Raw genomic sequence first — 20227 nt, 5'->3', positions numbered from 1 at the left:
AGTCTCCGTTCGCCGGCGGGAGTTCACTCGGCCGACCCGGCCAGCACGGACCGCAGCCGGTCCAGCGCGTCCCGCACGTGCGGCAACACCAGGGGATCGGGGGCCGCGAGCGCGGCCAGTCGTTCCCGCGCGGTGGCCCCGAGCAGCGGGCCCGTCGACAACCGGACGCGCAGTCCGACGGGTTCGTCCGCGAACCGCTGCCCACCGGGCGTCGGCGAGCCCAGCCGGCCGCCCAACCAGTCCTCCAGTTCCATCGCGTCGCCCACGCCCTGTCGGGCCAGCCCCGCCCGCAGCGGGGTCAGGTCGGCGTACAGGTGCCGGCCGGCCTGCGGGGGACGGGCGAGCGCACCGACGGCGAGGACCTCCCGGTGTGCGGCGGCGGCCACGGCGCCGTGCAGGGCGGCCGCGGCGTAGGCGCGGGCAGCGACCGCGTCGGGCTCGTCGAGGGCGTGCGCCGCGGCTCCGGCGACCGGACCCGCGACCAGGGCGCCGGTGGCGGTGAGCACGTCGAGGGTGCGGGCCCGCAGCCAGGTGCCGCGGGCGGTGGCGGGGAAGCGGATCACGGCGGCGGGCCAGCCGGCGGGCAACAGCGCCCCGGACAGGTCGACGAGGACGGCGGCCTGGTCGGGGAGCATCTCGGCGGGGCTGAGGACGAGCGTGTCGTGCGGCCGGTGGACGGTGTCGCGCCAGCTCTCGTCGCTGACGACGAACAGTCCCGCCTCCCCGGCGGCCTCGCATGCCTCGCGCAGCAGCTCGGGCGGCGGCACGGTGGCGGTCGGGTCGTCGGCGACGGAGAGCAGCAGGACGCGCGGGTCCCCGCCCTCGGCGCGGACCCGCCGTACCGTCTCCAGCAGGGCATAGGGATCCGGGACGCCACCGCACTCGGCGGGGGTCGGCACGTGGAACGCCCGCCGTCCCAGCAGGCGGACCTGCGGGGTCCACCAGGCGGGACAGGGTCGGGGCAGCATCACATCGCCGCCGTACGCGCCGAGGAGCGCGAGCAGCAGCGCCGCGGATCCGGGCCCGGCGGCCACGTTCTCCGGTTCGGTGGGCAGGCCGCGTCGGGCCCAGTACCGGCAGGCGGCCTCGCGTACGGTCGCGCCGCCGCCCGGCGGTTCGGGCGCGGAGCGGTCCGCGGCGGCGGCGAGCACGGCGGTCAGCTCGGGCAGGACGGGCAGACCGGCCGGGGGCGCGGGCGGCACGTACCGGACGGGGCCGCGCCCCTCGGCCGTCGTGCGCTGCCACCCCGCCGTCCCCGCCATCCCCGCAGTCCTTTCCCGTCCGCTTCGCAGACCGACCATGACCTTTATACGGTTATTCGACTGGTTTCGCCCGTCAACCCCACTCTCGAGCCGCCCCCGGTGGACAAGCCCCCGCCCGCACGGCGAGCGGCACGGCCGCGACGAGTGCCTTCACCACGGTTCCCCTCACCCGCAAGGGTTCTGTCCACCTACCGAAACGCACATCTCAGATCCCGGGCCGGCGCTTACGGTGATCACAGCGCTTCCAGGACACGAACTCCACGAGGAGGAGTCACCGCCATGAACGCCATGAAGGAGACCGCCGTCTACACGCACGGCCACCACGAGTCGGTGCTGCGCTCGCACCGCTGGCGCACCGCCGAGAACTCGGCGGCCTACCTGATCGGCGAGCTGCGAGCGGGCCTGTCGGTCCTGGACGTGGGGTGCGGTCCGGGCACCATCACGGCGGACCTGGCGGCCCTGGTGTCCCCCGGCGGGCGGGTGACGGCCGTCGACGCGGCGCCGGACGTGCTGGACCAGGCCCGGGCCCACGTCGCGGAGCGCGGACTGGCCGGATCGGTCGAGTTCGCCACGGCGGACGTCCACGCGCTGGACTTCCCCGACGACTCCTTCGACGTGGTCCACGCCCACCAGGTGCTCCAGCACGTGGGGGACCCCGTGCGGGCCCTGCGCGAGATGCGGCGGGTGTGCCGGCCGGGCGGGATCGTCGCGGCCAGGGACGCCGACTACGCGGCGATGACCTGGTTCCCCGGGACACCGGGCCTGGAGGAGTGGCTGAGCCTGTACCGCGGGGTCGCGAGGGCGAACGGCGGCGAGCCGGACGCCGGGCGGCGCCTGTTGTCGTGGGCGCGGGAGGCGGGCTTCACCGCGGTGGCCGCCTCGGCCACCGCGTGGTGTTACGCCACCCCGGAGGAGGTCGCGTGGTGGTCCTCCCTGTGGGCGGACCGTACGACGGCGTCGTCGTACGCGTCGATCGCCGCGGACGGCGGCCACGCGACACCGGCCGAACTGACCGCGATCGCGGAGGCCTGGCACGCGTGGGGCGCCGCACCCGACGCCTGGTTCTCCGTCCTGAACGGGGAGATCCTGGCCCGCGCCTGACCCGCCGGTCGGGCGCGACCCGTAGGGGAGCCGAGCGGCGACCTCCTCCCTGCTCACGAGGTCGACTCCCGCGCTCTCGGCCTAAGTTGAGGCGGTACCCCACCCGCCGTCGACGAAGGGCAGTCCCCGCTCATGCGCCGCCTCACCACCGCCGTCACCCTCCTCCTCGCCCTCGGCCTGGCCGGCTCCGCCACCGTGCCGGCCGTGGCCGCGTCCACCGACCCCGCCCGCGGTCCGGCCGCCGCCCGCCCCGACGACGCCGCCCTGCGGAGCGCCCTGGACGCGGTGATCGCCCAGGGCGTGCCCGGCGCGGTGGCCGAGGTGCGCGAGGACGGACGGGTGTGGCGCGGGGCGAGCGGAGTCGCCGACCTGTCGGGCCGGCCCGCGCGGGCGGGAGACCGGTTCCGGGCGGGCAGTGTCACCAAGACCTTCGTCGCCACGGTGGTCCTGCAACTGGTCGCGGAGGGCCGGATCGCGCTGGACGACCCCATCGGCCGCCACCTTCCCGGCCTGGTACCCGCCGGAGCCAACGGCGCCGAGGTCACGGTGCGCCAACTGCTGGGCCACACCAGTGGCATACCGAACTACACGGACGTGCTGCGCCGACTGCCCGACCCGATCAGAACCCTCCAGCACAGCGCGTACACGCCCCACGAGCTGGTCGCGATGGCCCTGCGGGAGCCGTGGGCGTTCAACCCGGGCGACCAGGGCCACTGGCAGTACTCCAACACCAACTACGTCGTACTGGGCCTGCTCGTCGAGCGCGTCGGCGGCCATCCGCTCGGCCGGGAGATCGAGCGGCGCATCGTGCGCCCGCTGCGCCTGACCGACACCCTGGTCCCCGCCACCCCGGACCTGCCCGGACGGCACCTGAACGGCTACGAGTGGCTCGACGGCCCCGGCGCCTCCCCCACGGACCTGACCGCGTTCAGCGCCGGCGCCTTCTGGGGACCGGGCAACATGATCTCCACCACCGCCGACCTCAACCGGTTCCAACGGGCCCTGGCGGAGGGCCGGTTGTTGCCACCATGGCTGCTGAGCGAGATGCGGGACACGAAGGACACCGACCGCCCGGGACGCTCGTACGGTCTCGGCATGGAGGCGAACACCACCGTCTGCGGCCCGGACCAGGGGCCGGTCCGAGGGCACAGCGGCAGCGTGCCCGGCTACAACACCTTCAGTTTCACCTCGGCCGACGGTCGGCGGCAGATCACCCTCGCGGTGAACGTCGACCTCACCAAGACCAAGGGCGCGGACGAGGCCATCGGCCGCGTCCTGGCCACCGCCCTCTGCCGACCGGCCCCCGCCCGCCCCGCGGCATAGCCCCGCGCCCCCGCGCCACACCGCCCGCACGCCACGCGGGGCACGGCCGCCGCCGCGCATGGCACGCCCGCCGCCTCACGGGGACGGCGTCGGCGGGCGCATGCGGAAGTCGTGGGCGGGGGGCAGCGGGCGGTCGGTGAGGGTGGCCCACACCTCGGCGAGGGTCTCCTCCCCTTCCCGGAGGTCGGCCAGTTCGAGGCCCTCCTCGAAGACCCGACGGGCCGCGGCCACATGACCCTCCGCCGCGAGGAGCCGCGCCGCGAGGAGCCGGAACCGCCCCTCCTCGCGCCGCGCCGGTCCCAACCGGTCCCACACCGCGCGGGCCCCGGACGGCCGCCCGGCCGCCAGCAGGGCGGTCATCGCCTCCCGCCCGAGCGCGGACTCGGCAGCCGGCCGGCCGCCGGCGCCCGCCCCGCTCCCGTCTCCCCCGCTCTCGTCGGCCAGGTTCGCGAAGGCCTCCGCGTAGCGGTCGGCCGCCCGGTCGTGGTCGCCGGCCAACGCGTCGGCCGCCGCCAGGCACCTCAGCAGCGGCCACCGCGACGGCGCCGGCGCCAGCCCGCGCTCCCAACTGCGCACGGCCTGGGCGATGTCGCCGGCATGCCACTGGGCCACGCCCAGGTGGTACTCGGTCAGCGGGTCGGCGGGCGCCGTCTCCAGCATGTCCCGCCAGTGCGGGGCGACCAGGCTCGGACCGGGCGGGGCCGCGCGCTTGGGCCGGGGAAAGACCCCGGACCGCCACAACTCCAGCCAGGGGCCCTGTTCCTCGCCCAGCGTCGCCTCCTCGAAGGGAGTGCCGGGCAGCTTGAGGCCGGCCCGCAGCACCTCCAGCGCGCCCCATCCGGAGCCCGTCGCGAGCCGCTCCCCCGGTTCGGTGTCGGCGCGTCCGCGCCAGGCCTCGTACGCCGCGTCCAGCCGCTCCCCGGGCAGCGCCGTCTCCAGGGCCGCCCCCGCCGCGGCGCGGGCGGCGCCCCAGTCGCTGCCGTGCACCGTCGGGGCGTCCGCCGACAGATACCCGTAGGCCTCCAGCCAGCTGAACTCCGCTCCGCCGTCGAGCCGTACGTGTTCGAGTTGGGTGCGGGCCAGGCCGGCCTGGATCTCGGCGTAGCCGCCCGTGCCCGGCTCCGTCAGCCACTCCTGCCAGCGTCGGCCGCCGTCGCCCGCGCCCCAGACGAAGAGCTTGCGCCCGCGCAGTCGTCCGGTCGAACTCTGGACGAGTCCCCGCCCGTCGGCGTCGAGCGAGGCGATCCAGGGCCGGTCCGTGTCCTGGACCTCGTAGAAGAAGTCGGCCGGGTAGGTGCCGCGCAGCGGGTACGTGCGGTCGACGCCCTCCCACTCCGGTACGGGGACCCGGCGCAGCGCGCGCTCGTACCCGAAGTGCCAGGCCTCGTCCGCCGGGGCCAGCACTCGGGTGCCGGCGTCCTCGGGGACGGCGATGTTGGACCACCAGTAGACGGGTACGGGCCGCTCGTGCGGGTTGCGCACGCGGACGCCGACGTACAGGAACTCCGAGTCCTCGGGCAGCCACAGGTCCACCTGGAAGGGGGTCTCGCGCAGCCGCTCCCACTCCCACAGCCGTACCATCGTGGCGCCGTCGGGACCGGGGACGAGGGCGGCGTGCAGCGGGGCGCAGGCGAGGGCGCCGTGCCCGGTGGCTCCGATGTTCCACTCCACGCCGCCGGAGAACCAGGCGCCGTTGAGGGCGAAGTGGGCGGGTTGGAACACCGGGTTGCGGTAGAGGAGTTCGCGGCCGGTCGGCAGGTGGACGAGGGAGTGGATCCGGCCGCCGAGCCCGGGCAGCACGGTCACGCGCAGGTGCGCGTTCTCGATGACGATCGCGTCGTGGTCGCGCTGCGCCCGCTCCCGCCCGTAGCCGTCGCGGATCCGGACGGGCAGCAGCGAGCGCAGCGGCTCGTAGCCGATCTGCCGCGCCATGTCACGGGGCAGGCCTTGGCGCGACCGCTCGTCCAGTACGTGCACCCCCTCGGGCGCGCGCAGGGCGGGCAGTGGGTTCTCGGGGCCCAACGGGGCTGTGGGGAGGGTCAGTACGGCGCGTCGGACGGTGGTGGCCATGAAGGAATGGAACACGCCGCGAGGTGCGGTGCACAGGGGTTCCGCGGATCACCACCGGTCAGGATTACGCAAAGCCCTGGCCTGCGGGTGACGCGATCGGTGTCAGGCGAACGCCCCCGCCACCAGGTCGGCGAGCAGGGTCCCGGCGCGCCCGTCGGGGTCCAGGTCCGGGTCGTAGATGGTGACGTTGAGGCCGACGCAGCGCGGCGATCGGGCCAACACGCCGAGCAGTTCGGCGAGTTCGTCGGGGATCAGACCGCCCGGGTCGGGGCTGTCGACGGCCGGCATCACGCTCGGGTCCAGGACGTCGGCGTCGAGGTGCACCCAGAATCCGGCCGTCTCCGGCGGGTGGAGGCCTTCCAGGGCGTCCCGGGCGACGGGGCCGGCGCCGCGTTCGCGGATCTCCCCGACGGTGGCTGCCCGGATCCCGGCGGCGCGCAGCTCGGGGAGGTCGCCGTCGCCGTCGCGGAGGCCGAAGAGGCGCACGTCCTCGTCCCGCAGGTACGGGCCGAGCCCTTCGAGGTCGCTGAGGTCGGCCTGGCCGCGGCCGGTGGACAGGGCCAGTTCCTCGCCGCCGGCGGCGCCGACGGGTCCGTTGAGCGCGGTGTTGCCGGGGTGGCGGAAGTCCGCCGAGCCGTCGATGGCGGCCAGTCCGTACCGGCCGAGGCGCCGCATGGCCAGTGCGGCGCCGAGCTGGATCGAGCAGTCCCCGCCGAGTACGACGGGGAACTCCCCGTCCCGCAGGTGCCCCTCGACGCGGTCGGCGAGGGTGACGGTGTAGCGGGCGAGGGCGGCGGCGTGGAAGACCCCGTCGCCCTCCTTCCAGTCGCCCCGGTCGTAGCGCGGCGGGACCACGACGCCGCCCTCGCGCGCGCCGAGTCGGGCCAGGAGCCCCTGCTCGCGCAGGGCTCCCGCCAGCTTGTAGACCCCGGGTACGGTGCCGGGCGCGGGCGGGCGCAGGCCCAGGTTGGAGGGGGCGTCGAGCAGCACGATGGTTCGCATGCCCTCATCCTGGGTGACGCGCACCCCCGGGACCAGACGTGTCGGCGGTCGGGGCCCGGAGCCCGTGGTCACAGCGGGCCCCGTCGATCACGTCACGGCTCCAGCGCCAGTCGCGGCACGTCCGTCCGCTCGATCCCGAACACCTGTGCGTAGAGGGAGAGTTCCGCTTCCAGGGCGCGGATCAGGGTGTCCGCGCGCCGGAAGCCGTGGCCCTCGCCCTCGAAAGTCACGTACGCGTGCGGCACCGCCCGCCCCCGCAGGGCGGCGAGCAGCCGTTCGGCCTGGGCCGACGGGCAGATCGGGTCGTCCAGGCCCTGGAGCAGGACGAAGGGCGCGGTGATCCGGTCGGCGCGGGCCACCGGGGAGCGTTCGCGGCTGAGCAGGTCGAGGGTCGCGGGCGGCCCGGCGAGGCCCTCGACGTAGCGGGATTCCAGGTCGTGGGTCTCGGCCGCGAAGCCGCGCAGGTCCAGGACGGGGTAGATGATCGCCGCGCAGGCGTACAGGTCGGTGGCGGCCAGGGAGGCCGCGGCGGTCCAGCCGCCGGCGCTGGCGCCGCGGATCGCGAGCCGGTCCGGGTCGGCGGTGCCCTCGGCGGCCAGGGCGCGGGCCACGGCCGCGCAGTCCTCCACGTCCACCACGCCCCACTGCTCGCGCAGCCGCTCCCGGTAGGCCCGGCCGTAGCCGGAGGAGCCGCCGTGGTTGACCTCGACGACACCGATGCCGCGCGAGGTGAAGTAGGCGATGTGCAGGTCCAGTACGGGTGGCACGTGGTCGGTGGGGCCGCCGTGCACCCACACCACGTACGGGGGGAGTTCGTCGGCGGGGGCCGGCCGGTCCGGGTGGTGCGGCGGGTAGACGTGGGCGTGGATCTCGCGGTCGTCCGGGCCGGTGAAGGTCCGGCTCTGCGGCTCGGGGTAGTAGGACGGATCGACGGGGTCGACCGCCCGGGCGCCGATCACCCGGGCGTGACCGGTCGCGGTGTCGAGTTCCACCACCTCGTAGCCGCTGCGCGGGCTGGCGGCGACCCCGAAGACCCGGGAGTCGCTGACGGCCAGCGTGGGCTGCCAGGCCGTCCAGGGACCGGCGGCGTCCACCAGGTCCCCGCTGTCGGGGTCGAGCACGCCGAGCACCGAGGAGCCCTGACCGTGCAGGACGGCGACGAGCCCGTCCGGCAGCGGGGCCAACCAGCTCAGCCCGGGCTTCCACAGCGGGCCGCCGAACTCCTCCTCGCGGGGGCACAGGTTGACGGCCCCGCCGCCGCGCGGGTCCACCCGGTACGGGTTCCACCAGCCGCCCCGGTCGCTCACCGCGAGGAGCGTCCCGTCGGGCGCCCACTCCACCTGGGCCACGGCCTCGTCCGGGCCGCCGAGCACGGTGCGGGAGGGGCCGAACGTACCGTCCCCGGTGACCTCGGCGAGCAGCAACTCGGTGCCGTCCCAGGGCATCCGGGGGTGGTCCCAGACCAGCCGGGCCACGGTGTGCCCGTCCGGGGACAGTCGGGGTCCGGTGGTGAACCGGTGCCGGTCGTCGGTCAACTCCCGCACAGAGGCGCGGCTTTCGGCGGCCGAGCCGTCCAGCGGCACGGCGGCCAGGACGCGCCGCACGTCGGTCGGCGCGGGTCCGGTGAACTCCTCCAGCACGCACCAGACCTCCTTGCCCCGCACCACCGGGTCGGCCCAGCGCAGTCCGCCGCCCACCGCGGCGACGGGGGTGAGCGGTCGGGGGGCCGGGGCGCCGGGCGCGTCCGGTTCGTACGCGTACATCCGCTGGTCGGTGAAGTGGACGAAGACCAACAGCGGTCCGCCGGAGTCCCGTTCGACGCCCACCCAGGGGCGTCCGCCGTACTCGGTGACCCTGCTGCGGACGTTCCAGGGCGCGGGCAGCACGGGCCGTTCGGGTCGGCCGTCGGCGGGTCGGCGCACGAGGGTCCGGCGGCCCTCCTCCTCCGGCCGGGGCTCGGTCCACCACACCTCGGGGCCGATCGTGCCCACGTACTCGGGCCGCCCGTCGAGTGCGGCGGCGAGCGCGGCGTCGATGGGCGAGGGCCAGCCGCCGTACGGCCGCGGCGGGGTGAGCGGCGCCATCACCGGGTCCCCGTCACAGCGCGCGCAGGGCGCGGTCGAGGACGCGGACGCCGAAGTGCAGGGCGTCGACCGGGACCCGCTCGTCCACGCCATGGAAGAGGGACCAGTAGTCGAAGCCGGGCGGCAGTTTGAGCGGGGAGTACCCGTAGCCGGTGATGCCGAGCCGGGAGAACTGCTTGGCGTCGGTGCCGCCCGCCATGCAGAACGGGATCACGTGCCCCTGCGGGTCGAAGTGCTCGACGGCCTCGCGCAGGATCCCGAACGTCCGTCCGTCCACGGGGGCTTCGAGCGCCACCTCGCGGTGGTGGAACTCCCAGTGCACGTCGGGACCGGTGAGCGCGTCGAGGGTGGTGATGAACTCCGCCTCCCCGCCGGTCAGCGTGCGGCCGTCCACGTAGGCGGTGGCCTGGCCCGGGATCACGTTCAGCTTGTAACCGGCGTGGAGCATCGTCGGGTTGGCGCTCTGGCGCACGGTGGCCTGCACGAGGGCGGCGGCGGGACCGAGCGTGGCGAGCAGCTCGGTCAGGTCGAGGTTCCCGCCGCGCGGATCGACCGACAGGCCCTCCAGCGCGGCGAGTTCGGTGATGCAGGCGGTCACCGTGTCGGTGAGTCGCACCGGCCACTCGTACTCGCCGATCCTGGCGACGGCTGCGGCGAGTCGGCTGACGGCGTTGGCCCGGTTGGGCTTGGAGCCGTGCCCGGCGGTGCCGTGCGCGGTCAGCTTCAGCCAGGCGGTGCCCCGCTCGCCGGCGGCGATCGGGTAGAGGGACCGGCCCGGGGCGGGGTGGACGGTGAAGGCGCCGGACTCGCTCAGCCCCTCCGTACAGCCCTCGAAGAGATCCGGGTGGTGGTCGGCGAGGAAACCCGACCCGTCGATCGCGCTGTCCTCCTCGTCGGCGGTGTACGCGATCACGATGTCGCGGCGCGGCTTCACACCGGCGCGCGCCCAGGCCCGTACGACGGCCAGCACCATCGCGTCCATGTTCTTCATGTCGACGGCGCCGCGGCCCCAGACGACGCCGTCGCGGATCTCCCCGGAGAAGGGATGCACGCTCCAGTCGGCGGCCTCGGCGGGCACCACGTCGAGGTGGCCGTGGACCAGCAGGGCGTCCGCGCGGGGGTCGCTGCCCTCGATCCGGGCCACCACGTTGGTGCGGCCCGGGGTGCGTTCCAGCAGGACCGGTTCCAGGCCGGCGCCGGCGAGTCGTTCCGCGACGTACTCGGCGGCCGGTCGTTCGCGGCAGTCGCCGCCGCCGCGGTTGGTGGTGTCGATGCGGATCAGGCCGGAGGTGAAATCGACCACCTCGTCGAACGCCGTCGGGTCCACGGCTTCGCGGGGGCGGGTCTCCGTTGCGTGCATGTCAGCCATACTGCTCCTCCACAGCCGCCGAGACGACCGTCGTGACCGCCTTGAAGGTCCGGATCCCCTCGTACATCGTCTCGTTGGTGTACGCGACCCTGCGCTCGCCCGAAGGTTCGACGCCGGGGACGAGGGTGGCGGCCAGGCCCAGGTGCTCGGCGTCGAACTCCAGTTCCACCGTGAACGGACCTCCCGCCACGGGCTCGTGACGGACCGCGAGGGCGACGGCCTCCGTCGCGGCGGCCCGGATGTCGGCGGCCGTGCGGGCGGGCGTGCGGCAGACGGCCGCGTACCGCGAGACGTGGTCCTTGACCGCGACGGTCACCGCGTCCGGGGCGTAGCCGGCGGCGTCGACGCAGGTCAGGTCGTCGCCGGTGACGAGGATGACCGGGACTCCGTACTCGGCGACGACGTGGGCGTTGAGCAGCCCCTCGCTGGCGCGCACCCCGTTGACCCAGACACCGGTGATCGAGTTCGCGAGGTAGGTGTGGGCGAGGACGCCTTCCGTGCCGGCCCCGGTGTGGTAGCCGACGAAGGCGATGCCGTCCACATCGCCGTACTGGACGCCCTCGACCATGGAGAGCGACTTGTGCCGGCCGGTGAGCATCTCGGCGCGGGCGTCGAGCTTCTCCAGGAGGAGGTTCCGCATGGTCCAGTGGGCCTCGTTGACGAGGACCCGGTCGGCGCCGCCGTCGTAGAAGCCGAGCACGGCGGCGTTCACGTCGGAGGTGAACATCGACCGGCAGCGCTCCCACTGGGGGGTGCCGGGCAGCACGTCGGCGGGCCAGGTGACGCCGGTGGCGCCCTCCATGTCCGCGGAGACGAGGATCTTCATCGGGTCCCCCGGTGGGTCGGGTCGCGTCCCCGGTGGGCCGGGCCGCGGACCCCTCACCCTAGGCCGTCTCTTGCGGATCCCGCCTGACCCACGCCGCCCGGCACCGCACCTCGCCACGTTGTCGAGGCATCCGGGGACGTCCGGTGCCACGCCCGGGTTCCGGCGGCCCGCCCCCGGGTGGAAGGCCACCCGAACCGGTGAGCCGTCCGGCGCCACGGGCGGCCAACGGCCTTGCTCAGCCCTCGACTTCGCCGGCCAGGTTGGCGAGCAGGGTGTCGTGGATGCGCGCGAGGCCCTTCGGGGCGAAGGTGCGCTCGAAGAAGCCGCCGATGCCGCCGGCGCCGTTCCAGACGGTGCTGACGACCACCTTCGACCTGCCCTCGCCGGCCGGGGTCACCGTCCAGGTGGTGACCATGGAGGAGTTGCGGTCCTTCTCCACGAGCTGACCGTCGGTGGGCTCGCTGACCTCCAGCAGGCAGTCGCGCACCCGCTTGCTGGTCGCCTGGAGCTTCCAGTGGACCAGGGTGCCCGCGCCGTCGCCGCCCTCGCGCACCTCGTACTCGCTGTAGTGCTCGGGGAGCAGCTTGCCCCGGGTCCCCGCGTAGTCCGCGAGCGCGTCGAACACGGTCTCCGCGTCGGCCGCGATGATCCGCTCCGTGGTGGCCTCGACCTGCGCCATGGCTGTTCCTCCAGCAGTTGTGTCCGCTCGTCGCGGGCTAGACAACCACCTCCGGGGCGGGGGCCCAAATCCGGGTCGGACGTCGCGCGGACCGGGCGGGCGGCGCGTTCCCGCCGCCGGGTCGGATTCCGACCCGCACGATCATGGGAACGTTTGTTCTATTCTCGGTGGGAGCTACCGAGGGAGGCGCACCATGCGCTGGAACCACCTGACCGAGGACACGGGGACCGAGGGCCGCCCGAACACCGGGCCCGCCGCGCTCTTCGGGGCGGACTCGGTCGTCACCCGCACCTTCGACACCCCCGAGTTCCGCGGGATCACCTTCCACGAGGTCCGCGCCCGCTCGATCGTCAACCGGGTGCCGGGGGCCTCGCGCATGCCGTTCGAATGGACGGTCAACCCCTACCGGGGTTGCAGTCACGCCTGCGTCTACTGTTTCGCGCGCAAGACCCACGGCTACCTCGACCTCGACACCGGCATCGGCTTCGACTCGCAGATCGTCGTCAAGACCAACGCCCCCGAACTGCTGCGCCGCGAGCTCGGCTCGCGCCGCTGGACCGGCGCGCACATCGCCATGGGCACCAACGTCGACTGCTACCAGCGGGCCGAGGGCCGCTACCGGCTGATGCCGGGCATCATCGAGGCCCTGCGGGAGCACGCCAACCCCTTCTCCATCCTCACCAAGGGGACGCTGATCCTGCGCGACCTGCCCCTGCTGCGCGCGGCCGCCGAGGTCACGGAGGTCGGGATCTCCGTCTCCGTCGGCTTCACCGACACCGCGCTGTGGCGCACCGTCGAACCCGGCACCCCCTCCCCCGCCGCCCGGCTGAACGTCGTACGGACCCTCACGGACGCCGGCATCGGGTGCGGGGTGCTGATGGCCCCGGTCATCCCCTTCCTCGGAGACTCCCCGGAGCAGTTGCGCGACACCGTCCGGGCCGTCGCCGAGGCGGGGGCGACCTCCGTGACACCCCTCGTGCTCCACCTGCGGCCGGGCGCCCGCGAGTGGTTCACGGCCTGGCTGGGGACGCACCACCCCCGGCTGGTCGCCCGGTACGAGCGGATGTACGCGGGCGGGTCGTACGCGCCCACCTGGTACCAGCGCCGGATCACCCGACAAGTCCACGAACTCGCGGCGGAGTACGGCATCGGCCCCTCCCGCGCGGGCGGCTCCCGCCGGATCCCGACGCCCGAACGGCCGGCCGGGCCCACGCACACCGGTCCGACCCAGCTCACCCTGCTGTGATCCCGGACGGCCCCTGAAGGCTCATCACATCGGACCAATCGGCAGCCCAATCCCGCATTCCGGCCCTGGTTTCCGGGACGATTCCGCCCAGAACCCTCGGCTGGGAGGCCCCATGCTGCACCCCGTGACCAAGCGCGGCCCGATGAAGAAGCGCGCCGCCGTCCTGCTGTCGATCTCCACCGTGGCCGCCGCCCTCGCGAGCCCGGTCACCGCCGCCCCGGCGGCCGCCACGGCCCCGACGGCGCCGGCCCTGCGCTGGACCGACTGCAAGACCCCCCGCTATCCGACGCTCCAATGCGCCTCCCTCAAGGTCCCGCTCGACCACGACCGGCCCGCCGGCCGGCAGATCGCCCTCGCGCTGACCCGGGTGCCGCACACCTCCGCCACGTCCCGGGGCCCACTGCTGGTCAACCCCGGCGGCCCCGGCGGCAGCGGGCGCACCCTCGCCGGGTACATCGCCTCCGCGCTGCCCAAGGACGTGGCCGGCTCGTACGACGTGATCGGCTTCGACCCGCGCGGCGTGGGCAGGAGCGAGCCCGCGCTGGACTGCGGCGCCGGACACTTCACCCCCGTGCGCCCCGACTCCGTGCCCCTGGACCGGGCGACCGAGCAGGCCAACCTGGAGCGGGTCAAGACCTTCGCCGAGTCCTGCCAGACCAAGCACGCGGACGTCCTCCCGTACATCGGCACCGTCTCGGCCGCCCGCGACCTGGAAGTGCTGCGCACGGCGCTCGGCGCGCCCAAGCTCAGCTACTTCGGGTACTCCTACGGGACCTACCTGGGCGCCGTGTACGCCCGGCTCCACCCGGAGCGGGTCGACCGGCTGGTGCTGGACTCCGTCGTGGACCCGGCCGGCGTCTGGTACGAGGACAACCTCTCCCAGGACCGGGCCTTCGACGCCCGCCACAAGGCCTTCCTGGCCTGGGTGGCCCGGTACGACGAGAAGTACCGGCTCGGCACGGACCCGGCCCGGATCGAGGCGCGCTGGTACGAGATGCGCGACGCGCTGCGCGCGGCGCCGGCGGGCGGCAAGGTGGGCCCCTCCGAACTGGAGGACACCTTCATGCCGGGCGGCTACTACAACGGCTACTGGCCCCACCTCGCCGAGGCGTTCTCCGCGTACGCGGTGGACAAGGACCCGAAGCCGCTGGTGTCGGCGTACGAGCGGTTCGGCGCGGTGGATCCGTCGGCCGGCAACAGCTACAGCGTGTACACGGCGGTGCAGTGTCGGGACTCGGCCTGGCCGAGGAACTGGAACCAGTGGCGCGCCGACATGTGGCGCACGCACTCCAAGGCGCCGTTCATGACCTGGAACAACGCCTGGTACAACGCCCCCTGCGCGTTCTGGCCGACGGAGCCCCTGCAGACCCCGGACGTGACCAACACCGAGCTCCCGCAGGCCCTGCTGTTCCAGGCGACGGAGGACGCGGCCACCCCGTACGAGGGCGCGGTCAGCATGAAGGGCAAGCTCAAGGGCGCGGCCCTGGTGGTCGAGCAGGGCGGCGGCAACCACGGGATCGCCCTGAGCGGCAACAAGTGCCTGGACGAGAAGCTGGCCGCGTACCTGCGCACCGGCAAGGCCGCCGACGCCAGTTGCCCCGCGCAGCCCGCCCCGACGCCGGCCGCGGCGACGCGCGCGGTCCCGCCCTCGGCGGGCGGAGCGGCCCTGCACGGCCTGCTGGGCTTCCGCGGCTGACCTAGTCCTGCCCCCGCGGGTCCCGCCCGGCGGGATCCAGCCGGCGCAGTGCCTGCGTCGCGGCGACCGCCAGGCGGGGGTGCGACTGGGCGCGGGTGAGGACCTCGCGGGCGCGGGGATCGGCGAGGGCGCCGAGGCCCTCCACGCAGGCCAGGGCGACCCGCCAGTACGGGTCGTGGGGCGAGAGGAGCCGGGACAGCGTGCGGATCAGCGCCGGAGCCGATTCGGGGGCCCGCAGCGCGGCCAGCAGCCGGACCGGGTGGAGGGCGTAGGCGGTGCGCAGTTCGTTCGTGGCGAGGGCGGCCGCCGCGCGGGCCGTGCGCGGGTCGCCGAGGACGGCCAGCGCACGGGCGGCGGCCTCGCAACGCGGCGGGTCCCGGTGGTTGAGGAGCAGCACCAGCGACTCGAAGGCCCGGCGGTCCCCGGCCAGCCCCAGTCGGTACGCGGCCAGTTCGCGGGCCCACAGCGGCAGACCGGCGAGGGTCAGGGAGGCGGCGAGCGCGTCGGGGTCCGCCGCGAGCAGTTCCTCGTAGTCCGCCGACTGCCCCGACTCGGTCCGCAGGCGCTCCAGCACGTCGTTCACGCCGCCACCCTAGGGGGACGGGGCCGCCGCCACGCCGGGATCCCCGAGATGCGTGGCCCGCCGATGATCGATGATCGATGATCGGTACATTTGGGCGTTACAGGTCACATCTCCGCGCTATGGCGCGCCAGTTACCGGCGAGTTACTCTCGCTTCAACACGTACGGGGCAGGCCTGGTGACGCAGCCGCTTCGTACCAGTCGGTTCAGTACCCAGGTACCCCAGGTACCGCATCTCAGGTACCGCATGTTCGTGATCGGCGTGATCCCCGGGACAGGGTCCGCCGCTCCACGCCCCCCTCTTCGGGCATCTCGTGCGGAAATTCAGGCCGCGCGCCGTGCAACCGCGCGCCTTCCCCCAGTCGTCACCCTCTTCCACTGGAGTCCCGCGATGGACCTTCCGTCCACGTCCAGTCAGTCGTCCGGTCAGTCCACTCTCCAGACCGTCGCCGTCGTCGGCCTCGGCACGATGGGCACCGGCATCGCCGAGATCCTCGCCCGGGCCGGCCGCGAGGTCATCGGCATCGACATCAGCGACGCCGCCACCCGTCGGGCCGGCGCCGCCCTCGCGGCCGCCACGGCCCGCTCCGTCGCCAGGGAGCGGCTGACCGAGGCGGAGCGCGACGGCGTGCTCGCCCGCTTCCGCACCTTCACCGAGTTGACGGCGGCCGCCGAGGCCGACCTGGTGATCGAGGTGGTCCCGGAGGACTACGCGCTCAAGCAGCGACTGTTCCGCGAGCTCGACGCGATCGTCCGCCCGGACACCATCCTGGCCACCGGTACCAACGCCCTGTCGGTGACCCGCATGGCGGCCGAGTCCCAGCGCCCCGAACGCGTCCTGGGCCTGCACTTCTTCAACCCGGCGCCCGCGATGAAGCTCGTCGAGGTCGTCTCGTGCGTGCTCACCTCCCCGAGCGCCGTCGAGGCCGTCACCGAGCTGGCCCGCGACCTCGGCAAGCAGCCCGTCGCGGTCGGCGACCGGCCCGGTTTCGTGGCCGACGGCCTGCTCTTCGGCTACCTCAACCAGGCCGCCGCGATGTACGAGTCGAAGTACGCCTCCCGCGAGGACATCGACGCGGCGATGCGGCTCGGCTGCGGCCTGCCCATGGGTCCGCTGGCCCTCCTCGACCTGATCGGCGTGGACACCGCCCGGACCGTCCTGGAGGCCATGTACGCCTCCTCCGGCGACCGGCTGCACGCCCCGGCCCCGATCCTCGGCCAGCTGGCCGAGGCCGGCCTGACCGGGCAGAAGTCCGGGCGCGGGTTCTACACCTACGAGGCCCCGGGCAGCCAGGTCGTCGTCCGTGACCTCCAGACCCCGCTGGACGGTTCCCTGCTCGGCTCGGGCCGTCCGGTCTCCTCGGTCGGCGTGGCCGGTTCGGGGACCATGGCGAGCGGTATCGCGCAGGTCTTCGCGCAGGCCGGCTACGCGGTCGTGCTGGCGGCCCGCAGCCAGGAGAAGGCGGTGGCCGCCAAGGCCGCGATCGGCAAGTCCCTGGGCCGTGCGGTGTCCAAGGGCAGGCTGACCGAGGCGGCGGCCGCCGAGACCATGGAGCGGATCACGCCGGCCGGTTCGCTGGACGCCTTCGCCGAGGTGGACCTGGCCGTGGAGGCCGTCGCGGAGGACCTGGCCGTCAAGCAGGAGCTGTTCGCCGGCCTGGACAAGGTCTGCAAGCCGGGCGCGGTCCTGGCGACCACCACCTCCTCGCTCCCGGTGATCGCGGTGGCGCGCGCGACCTCGCGTCCGCAGGACGTGATCGGCATGCACTTCTTCAACCCGGCTCCGGCGATGAAGCTGGTCGAGGTGGTCCGGACCGTCCTGACCGCCGACGACGTGCACGCCACGGTCCGCGAGATGTGCGCGAAGGTCCGCAAGCACCCGGTGGACTGCGGGGACCGGGCCGGGTTCATCGTGAACGCGCTGCTGTTCCCGTACCTGAACAACGCGATCAAGATGGTCGAGCAGCACTACGCGAGCCTGGACGACATCGACGCCGCGATGAAGCTGGGCGGCGGCTACCCGATGGGGCCCTTCGAACTCCTCGACGTGGTCGGCCTGGACGTGTCGCTGGCCATCGAGAAGGTGCTGCACAAGGAGTTCCGCGACCCGGGGCTGGCTCCGTCCCCGCTGCTGGAGCACCTGGTGGCCGCGGGCTGCCTGGGCCGGAAGACCGGCCGCGGTTTCCGTGAGTACGCCCGCCGGTAAGCCGAGCGCGGACCGGCGGACCCCCGAGCCGGATGCGTGGGGAGGGCTGCTCGGGCCTGCCGGACCCTCACGGCAGGCGAGCCCTCCCGACGAGCACTGTGTGCCCAGTGCCGGCCCTCCCCCGCATCCCTCCCCGTCCCACCCCCCTCAGGCGCGCTCTCCTGCGCGAATGAAGTACTTTCGCTCTATGTCCCAGCCCGCCAAGTCCTCGCCCCGCGCCGCCACGAGCTCCGACGCCCCGGAGAGCGCGGCCGGCACCAAGGCGGCCGCGCAGCGGCTCAAGATGCGCCGCGAGCTGGCCGCGGCCGCCATGGAGCTGTTCGCCACCAAGGGGTACGAGGCCACGACGGTCGACGAGATCGCCGCGACCGCCGGGGTGGCGCGCCGGACCTTCTTCCGGCACTTCCGCTCCAAAGAAGAGGCGATCTTCCCGGACCACGACGACACCCTGACGCGCGCCGAGGCCGTGCTGGACGTGGCCCCGGCGCACGAGCACCCGCTGGACACGGTGTGCCGCGGGATCAAGGAAGTCATGAAGATGTACGCCGCCTCGCCGGCGGTGTCGGTGGAGCGCTACCGCCTCACCCGCGAGGTGCCGGCGCTGCGGGAGCGGGAGATCGCCTCCGTGGCCCGGTACGAGCGGCTGTTCACGCGCTACCTGCTCGCCCACTTCGACGAGCAGGACCACCACGACGGCAATGACGACCCGCTGCTGGCGGAGGTGGCCGCCTCCGCGGTGGTCACGGCCCACAACCACGTGCTGCGGCGTTGGCTGCGGGCGGGCGGGCAGGGGGACGTGGAGGCGCAGCTCGACCACGCCTTCTCGATCGTGCGCAAGACCTTCGGGTCGGGGATCGGCGCCGGCCGTACCGCGGCGGGCCCGCCCGCCGCGCCGGCGGCGGCCGTCCGCGCGCGGGGCGAGGTGCTGGTGGCGGTGGCCCGCACGGACGCCCCGCTGGACGAGGTCATGCGGACCATCGAAGAGGCGCTCAGGAACAAGCAGGACAGCACTCAGCAGTAGGCGCACGACCTCCACGCGGGTTACCCGCGTCACAGTGGCCGCTCCCGTTCCGGGGGCGGCCATTTGCGTTTGTCCGGGTTGTCCCTACTCGCCGGTAACCCTGATCGATCATCGCTCATCTGCGCAGGTCAAATGGCAAATGAGAGAAAGTTTTGGCACGCGGTGCCTTGCTGAGTGACACGGGGTGCCATACGTTGAATCTCGTCCGGACGTCCCCGCGGTCCTCGCCCACTCGGCACGAACCGCGCCCCGGATGCCTGCGTCACCAGGCACCAGCACGCCTCACCACGGGCGTCGCAGCACCACCGCTTCGCCGAACCGACGGCACACACCACACCCGTTCCGCGCACCCGCGTACCCCTCAGCGCACCCTCATCAGCGCTCGCCGGAGGCAACACCGTGAAGGACATTCTGGAAGCGATCCAGTCGCAGGCCGCCACGCCCGCCGACTTCGCGGCCCTGCCGCTCCCCGACTCGTACCGCGCGATCACCGTGCACAAGGACGAGGCGGAGATGTTCCAGGGGCTCACGACCCGTGAGAAGGACCCCCGCAAGTCCCTGCACCTGGACAACGTCCCGGTGCCGGAGCTGGGCCCGGGCGAGGCCCTGGTCGCCGTCATGGCCTCCTCGGTCAACTACAACTCCGTGTGGACCTCGATCTTCGAGCCGGTGTCCACCTTCAGCTTCCTGGAGCGCTACGGGCGCCTGTCGGAGCTCAGCAAGCGCCACGACCTGCCGTACCACGTCATCGGCTCCGACCTCGCGGGCGTCGTCCTGCGCACCGGTCCCGGCGTGAACGCCTGGCAGCCGGGCGACGAGGTCGTCGCGCACTGCCTCTCGGTGGAGCTGGAGTCCTCCGACGGCCACAACGACACGATGCTCGACCCCGAGCAGCGCATCTGGGGCTTCGAGACGAACTTCGGCGGCCTGGCGGAGATCGCCCTGGTCAAGTCCAACCAGCTGATGCCCAAGCCCGACCACCTCAGCTGGGAGGAGGCCGCCTCCCCCGGCCTGGTCAACTCCACCGCCTACCGCCAGCTGGTCTCCCGCAACGGCGCCGGCATGAAGCAGGGCGACAACGTCCTGATCTGGGGCGCCAGCGGCGGCCTCGGCTCCTACGCCACCCAGTTCGCGCTGGCCGGCGGGGCCAACCCGATCTGTGTCGTCTCCAGCGACCAGAAGGCGGACATCTGCCGGTCGATGGGCGCGACCGCGATCATCGACCGCAACGCCGAGGGCTACAAGTTCTGGAAGGACGAGCACACCCAGGACCCCAAGGAGTGGAAGCGCTTCGGCAAGCGCATCCGTGAACTGACCGGCGGCGAGGACATCGACATCGTCTTCGAGCACCCCGGCCGCGAGACCTTCGGCGCGAGCGTCTACGTCACGCGCAAGGGCGGCACCATCACCACCTGCGCCTCCACCTCGGGCTACATGCACGAGTACGACAACCGCTACCTGTGGATGTCGCTCAAGCGGATCATCGGCTCGCACTTCGCGAACTACCGCGAGGCGTGGGAGGCCAACCGCCTGATCGCCAAGGGCAAGATCCACCCCACCCTCTCGAAGGTCTACTCCCTGGAGGAGACCGGCCAGGCCGCCTACGACGTCCACCGCAACCTCCACCAGGGCAAGGTCGGCGTCCTCGCGCTCGCCCCCGAGGAGGGCCTGGGCGTCCGCGACCACGAGATGCGCGCGACGCACCTCGAAGCCATCAACCGCTTCCGTAACGTCTGAGTCCGTTCAAGGGCCAAAGGGACA

15 protein-coding genes are annotated in these 20227 nt (G+C 73.6%); 7 read left to right on the top strand and 8 right to left on the bottom strand.

From position 1 onward, the window contains the following. Positions 1-23 precede the first annotated feature (23 nt). Positions 24-1262: an aminotransferase class I/II-fold pyridoxal phosphate-dependent enzyme gene (locus ACIRO3_RS13140; protein ID WP_404135681.1), complete on the bottom strand. Its 1239-nt coding sequence runs from the start codon at positions 1260-1262 to the stop codon at positions 24-26. Between the two features lie 279 nt (positions 1263-1541). On the opposite strand from ACIRO3_RS13140, the gene ACIRO3_RS13135 reads away from it, so the two are divergent. Beyond that, positions 1542-2363, top strand: a complete 822-nt coding sequence (locus tag ACIRO3_RS13135) for a methyltransferase domain-containing protein (protein WP_404135679.1) — start codon at positions 1542-1544, stop codon at positions 2361-2363. A gap of 132 nt (positions 2364-2495) precedes the next feature. Further along, on the top strand, positions 2496-3686 hold the full coding sequence (locus ACIRO3_RS13130; protein ID WP_404135676.1) for a serine hydrolase domain-containing protein: 1191 nt from the start codon (positions 2496-2498) through the stop codon (positions 3684-3686). 75 nt (positions 3687-3761) lie between these two features. Here ACIRO3_RS13130 and ACIRO3_RS13125 read toward each other — a convergent pair whose 3' ends face one another. The 6 genes from ACIRO3_RS13125 to ACIRO3_RS13100 form a co-directional block, all read right to left on the bottom strand. Next, positions 3762-5756: a DUF5107 domain-containing protein gene (locus ACIRO3_RS13125; protein WP_404135673.1), complete on the bottom strand. Its 1995-nt coding sequence runs from the start codon at positions 5754-5756 to the stop codon at positions 3762-3764. Positions 5757-5858: 102 nt separating this feature from the next. After that, entirely contained in the window at positions 5859-6758 is a 900-nt protein-coding gene (locus ACIRO3_RS13120; RefSeq protein WP_404135670.1) for an arginase family protein, read from the bottom strand. Positions 6759-6850: 92 nt separating this feature from the next. Beyond that, positions 6851-8842 (bottom strand): prolyl oligopeptidase family serine peptidase, encoded by a 1992-nt coding sequence (locus ACIRO3_RS13115; protein WP_404135667.1) that lies wholly within the window; start codon positions 8840-8842, stop codon positions 6851-6853. A gap of 13 nt (positions 8843-8855) precedes the next feature. After that, positions 8856-10202: a M20/M25/M40 family metallo-hydrolase gene (locus ACIRO3_RS13110; protein WP_404135664.1), complete on the bottom strand. Its 1347-nt coding sequence runs from the start codon at positions 10200-10202 to the stop codon at positions 8856-8858. 1 nt (position 10203) lies between these two features. After that, the gene (locus ACIRO3_RS13105) at positions 10204-11037 is read right to left on the bottom strand and encodes a M55 family metallopeptidase (protein ID WP_361772619.1); all 834 of its coding nucleotides are present in this window, start codon (positions 11035-11037) and stop codon (positions 10204-10206) included. Between the two features lie 235 nt (positions 11038-11272). After that, positions 11273-11716, bottom strand: coding sequence for an SRPBCC family protein (locus ACIRO3_RS13100; RefSeq protein ID WP_361772621.1), 444 nt, complete (start codon positions 11714-11716; stop codon positions 11273-11275). A gap of 193 nt (positions 11717-11909) precedes the next feature. Here ACIRO3_RS13100 and ACIRO3_RS13095 point away from each other — a divergent pair, with 193 nt between their 5' ends. Both ACIRO3_RS13095 and ACIRO3_RS13090 read left to right on the top strand, forming a co-directional pair. Continuing rightward, the gene (locus ACIRO3_RS13095) at positions 11910-12962 is read left to right on the top strand and encodes an Rv2578c family radical SAM protein (protein ID WP_404135660.1); all 1053 of its coding nucleotides are present in this window, start codon (positions 11910-11912) and stop codon (positions 12960-12962) included. A 142-nt stretch (positions 12963-13104) separates the two neighbouring features. Next, positions 13105-14658 (top strand): alpha/beta hydrolase, encoded by a 1554-nt coding sequence (locus ACIRO3_RS13090; RefSeq protein ID WP_404136292.1) that lies wholly within the window; start codon positions 13105-13107, stop codon positions 14656-14658. 1 nt (position 14659) lies between these two features. Here ACIRO3_RS13090 and ACIRO3_RS13085 read toward each other — a convergent pair whose 3' ends face one another. After that, complete coding sequence (locus tag ACIRO3_RS13085; RefSeq protein ID WP_366148194.1) at positions 14660-15241, bottom strand: adenylosuccinate lyase; 582 nt, start codon at positions 15239-15241, stop codon at positions 14660-14662. A gap of 389 nt (positions 15242-15630) precedes the next feature. Between ACIRO3_RS13085 and ACIRO3_RS13080 the strand changes: the two genes are divergently transcribed. The 3 genes from ACIRO3_RS13080 (at position 15631) to ccrA (ending at position 20203) form a co-directional block, all read left to right on the top strand. Further along, entirely contained in the window at positions 15631-17445 is a 1815-nt protein-coding gene (locus tag ACIRO3_RS13080) for a 3-hydroxyacyl-CoA dehydrogenase family protein (RefSeq protein WP_404135656.1), read from the top strand. Positions 17446-17632: 187 nt separating this feature from the next. After that, the gene (locus ACIRO3_RS13075) at positions 17633-18466 is read left to right on the top strand and encodes a TetR family transcriptional regulator (protein ID WP_404135653.1); all 834 of its coding nucleotides are present in this window, start codon (positions 17633-17635) and stop codon (positions 18464-18466) included. Between the two features lie 399 nt (positions 18467-18865). Continuing rightward, positions 18866-20203 (top strand): crotonyl-CoA carboxylase/reductase, encoded by a 1338-nt coding sequence (ccrA, locus tag ACIRO3_RS13070; protein WP_361772631.1) that lies wholly within the window; start codon positions 18866-18868, stop codon positions 20201-20203. Positions 20204-20227 lie beyond the last annotated feature (24 nt).

Source organism: Streptomyces sp. NPDC102278 (assembly GCF_044766345.1).
GTDB lineage: Bacteria > Actinomycetota > Actinomycetes > Streptomycetales > Streptomycetaceae > Streptomyces.
The sequence above is the reverse complement of the archived record's forward strand: the minus strand, read 5'-3'. Positions and strand labels throughout refer to the sequence as shown.

Excerpts from the sequence above, each read along its gene's own strand:
- ACIRO3_RS13110 (WP_404135664.1), bottom strand. The coding sequence starts at position 10,202 with ATGCACGCAACGGAGACCCGCCCCCGCGAAGCCGTGGACCCGACGGCG.
- ACIRO3_RS13115 (WP_404135667.1), bottom strand. The coding sequence starts at position 8,842 with ATGGCGCCGCTCACCCCGCCGCGGCCGTACGGCGGCTGGCCCTCGCCC.
- ACIRO3_RS13090 (WP_404136292.1), top strand. The coding sequence starts at position 13,105 with ATGAAGAAGCGCGCCGCCGTCCTGCTGTCGATCTCCACCGTGGCCGCC.
- ACIRO3_RS13120 (WP_404135670.1), bottom strand. The coding sequence starts at position 6,758 with ATGCGAACCATCGTGCTGCTCGACGCCCCCTCCAACCTGGGCCTGCGC.
- ACIRO3_RS13125 (WP_404135673.1), bottom strand. The coding sequence starts at position 5,756 with ATGGCCACCACCGTCCGACGCGCCGTACTGACCCTCCCCACAGCCCCG.
- ACIRO3_RS13080 (WP_404135656.1), top strand. The coding sequence starts at position 15,631 with ATGGACCTTCCGTCCACGTCCAGTCAGTCGTCCGGTCAGTCCACTCTC.
- ACIRO3_RS13130 (WP_404135676.1), top strand. The coding sequence starts at position 2,496 with ATGCGCCGCCTCACCACCGCCGTCACCCTCCTCCTCGCCCTCGGCCTG.
- ACIRO3_RS13105 (WP_361772619.1), bottom strand. The coding sequence starts at position 11,037 with ATGAAGATCCTCGTCTCCGCGGACATGGAGGGCGCCACCGGCGTCACC.
- ACIRO3_RS13140 (WP_404135681.1), bottom strand. The coding sequence starts at position 1,262 with ATGGCGGGGACGGCGGGGTGGCAGCGCACGACGGCCGAGGGGCGCGGC.
- ACIRO3_RS13100 (WP_361772621.1), bottom strand. The coding sequence starts at position 11,716 with ATGGCGCAGGTCGAGGCCACCACGGAGCGGATCATCGCGGCCGACGCG.
- ACIRO3_RS13135 (WP_404135679.1), top strand. The coding sequence starts at position 1,542 with ATGAACGCCATGAAGGAGACCGCCGTCTACACGCACGGCCACCACGAG.
- ACIRO3_RS13095 (WP_404135660.1), top strand. The coding sequence starts at position 11,910 with ATGCGCTGGAACCACCTGACCGAGGACACGGGGACCGAGGGCCGCCCG.
- ACIRO3_RS13075 (WP_404135653.1), top strand. The coding sequence starts at position 17,633 with ATGTCCCAGCCCGCCAAGTCCTCGCCCCGCGCCGCCACGAGCTCCGAC.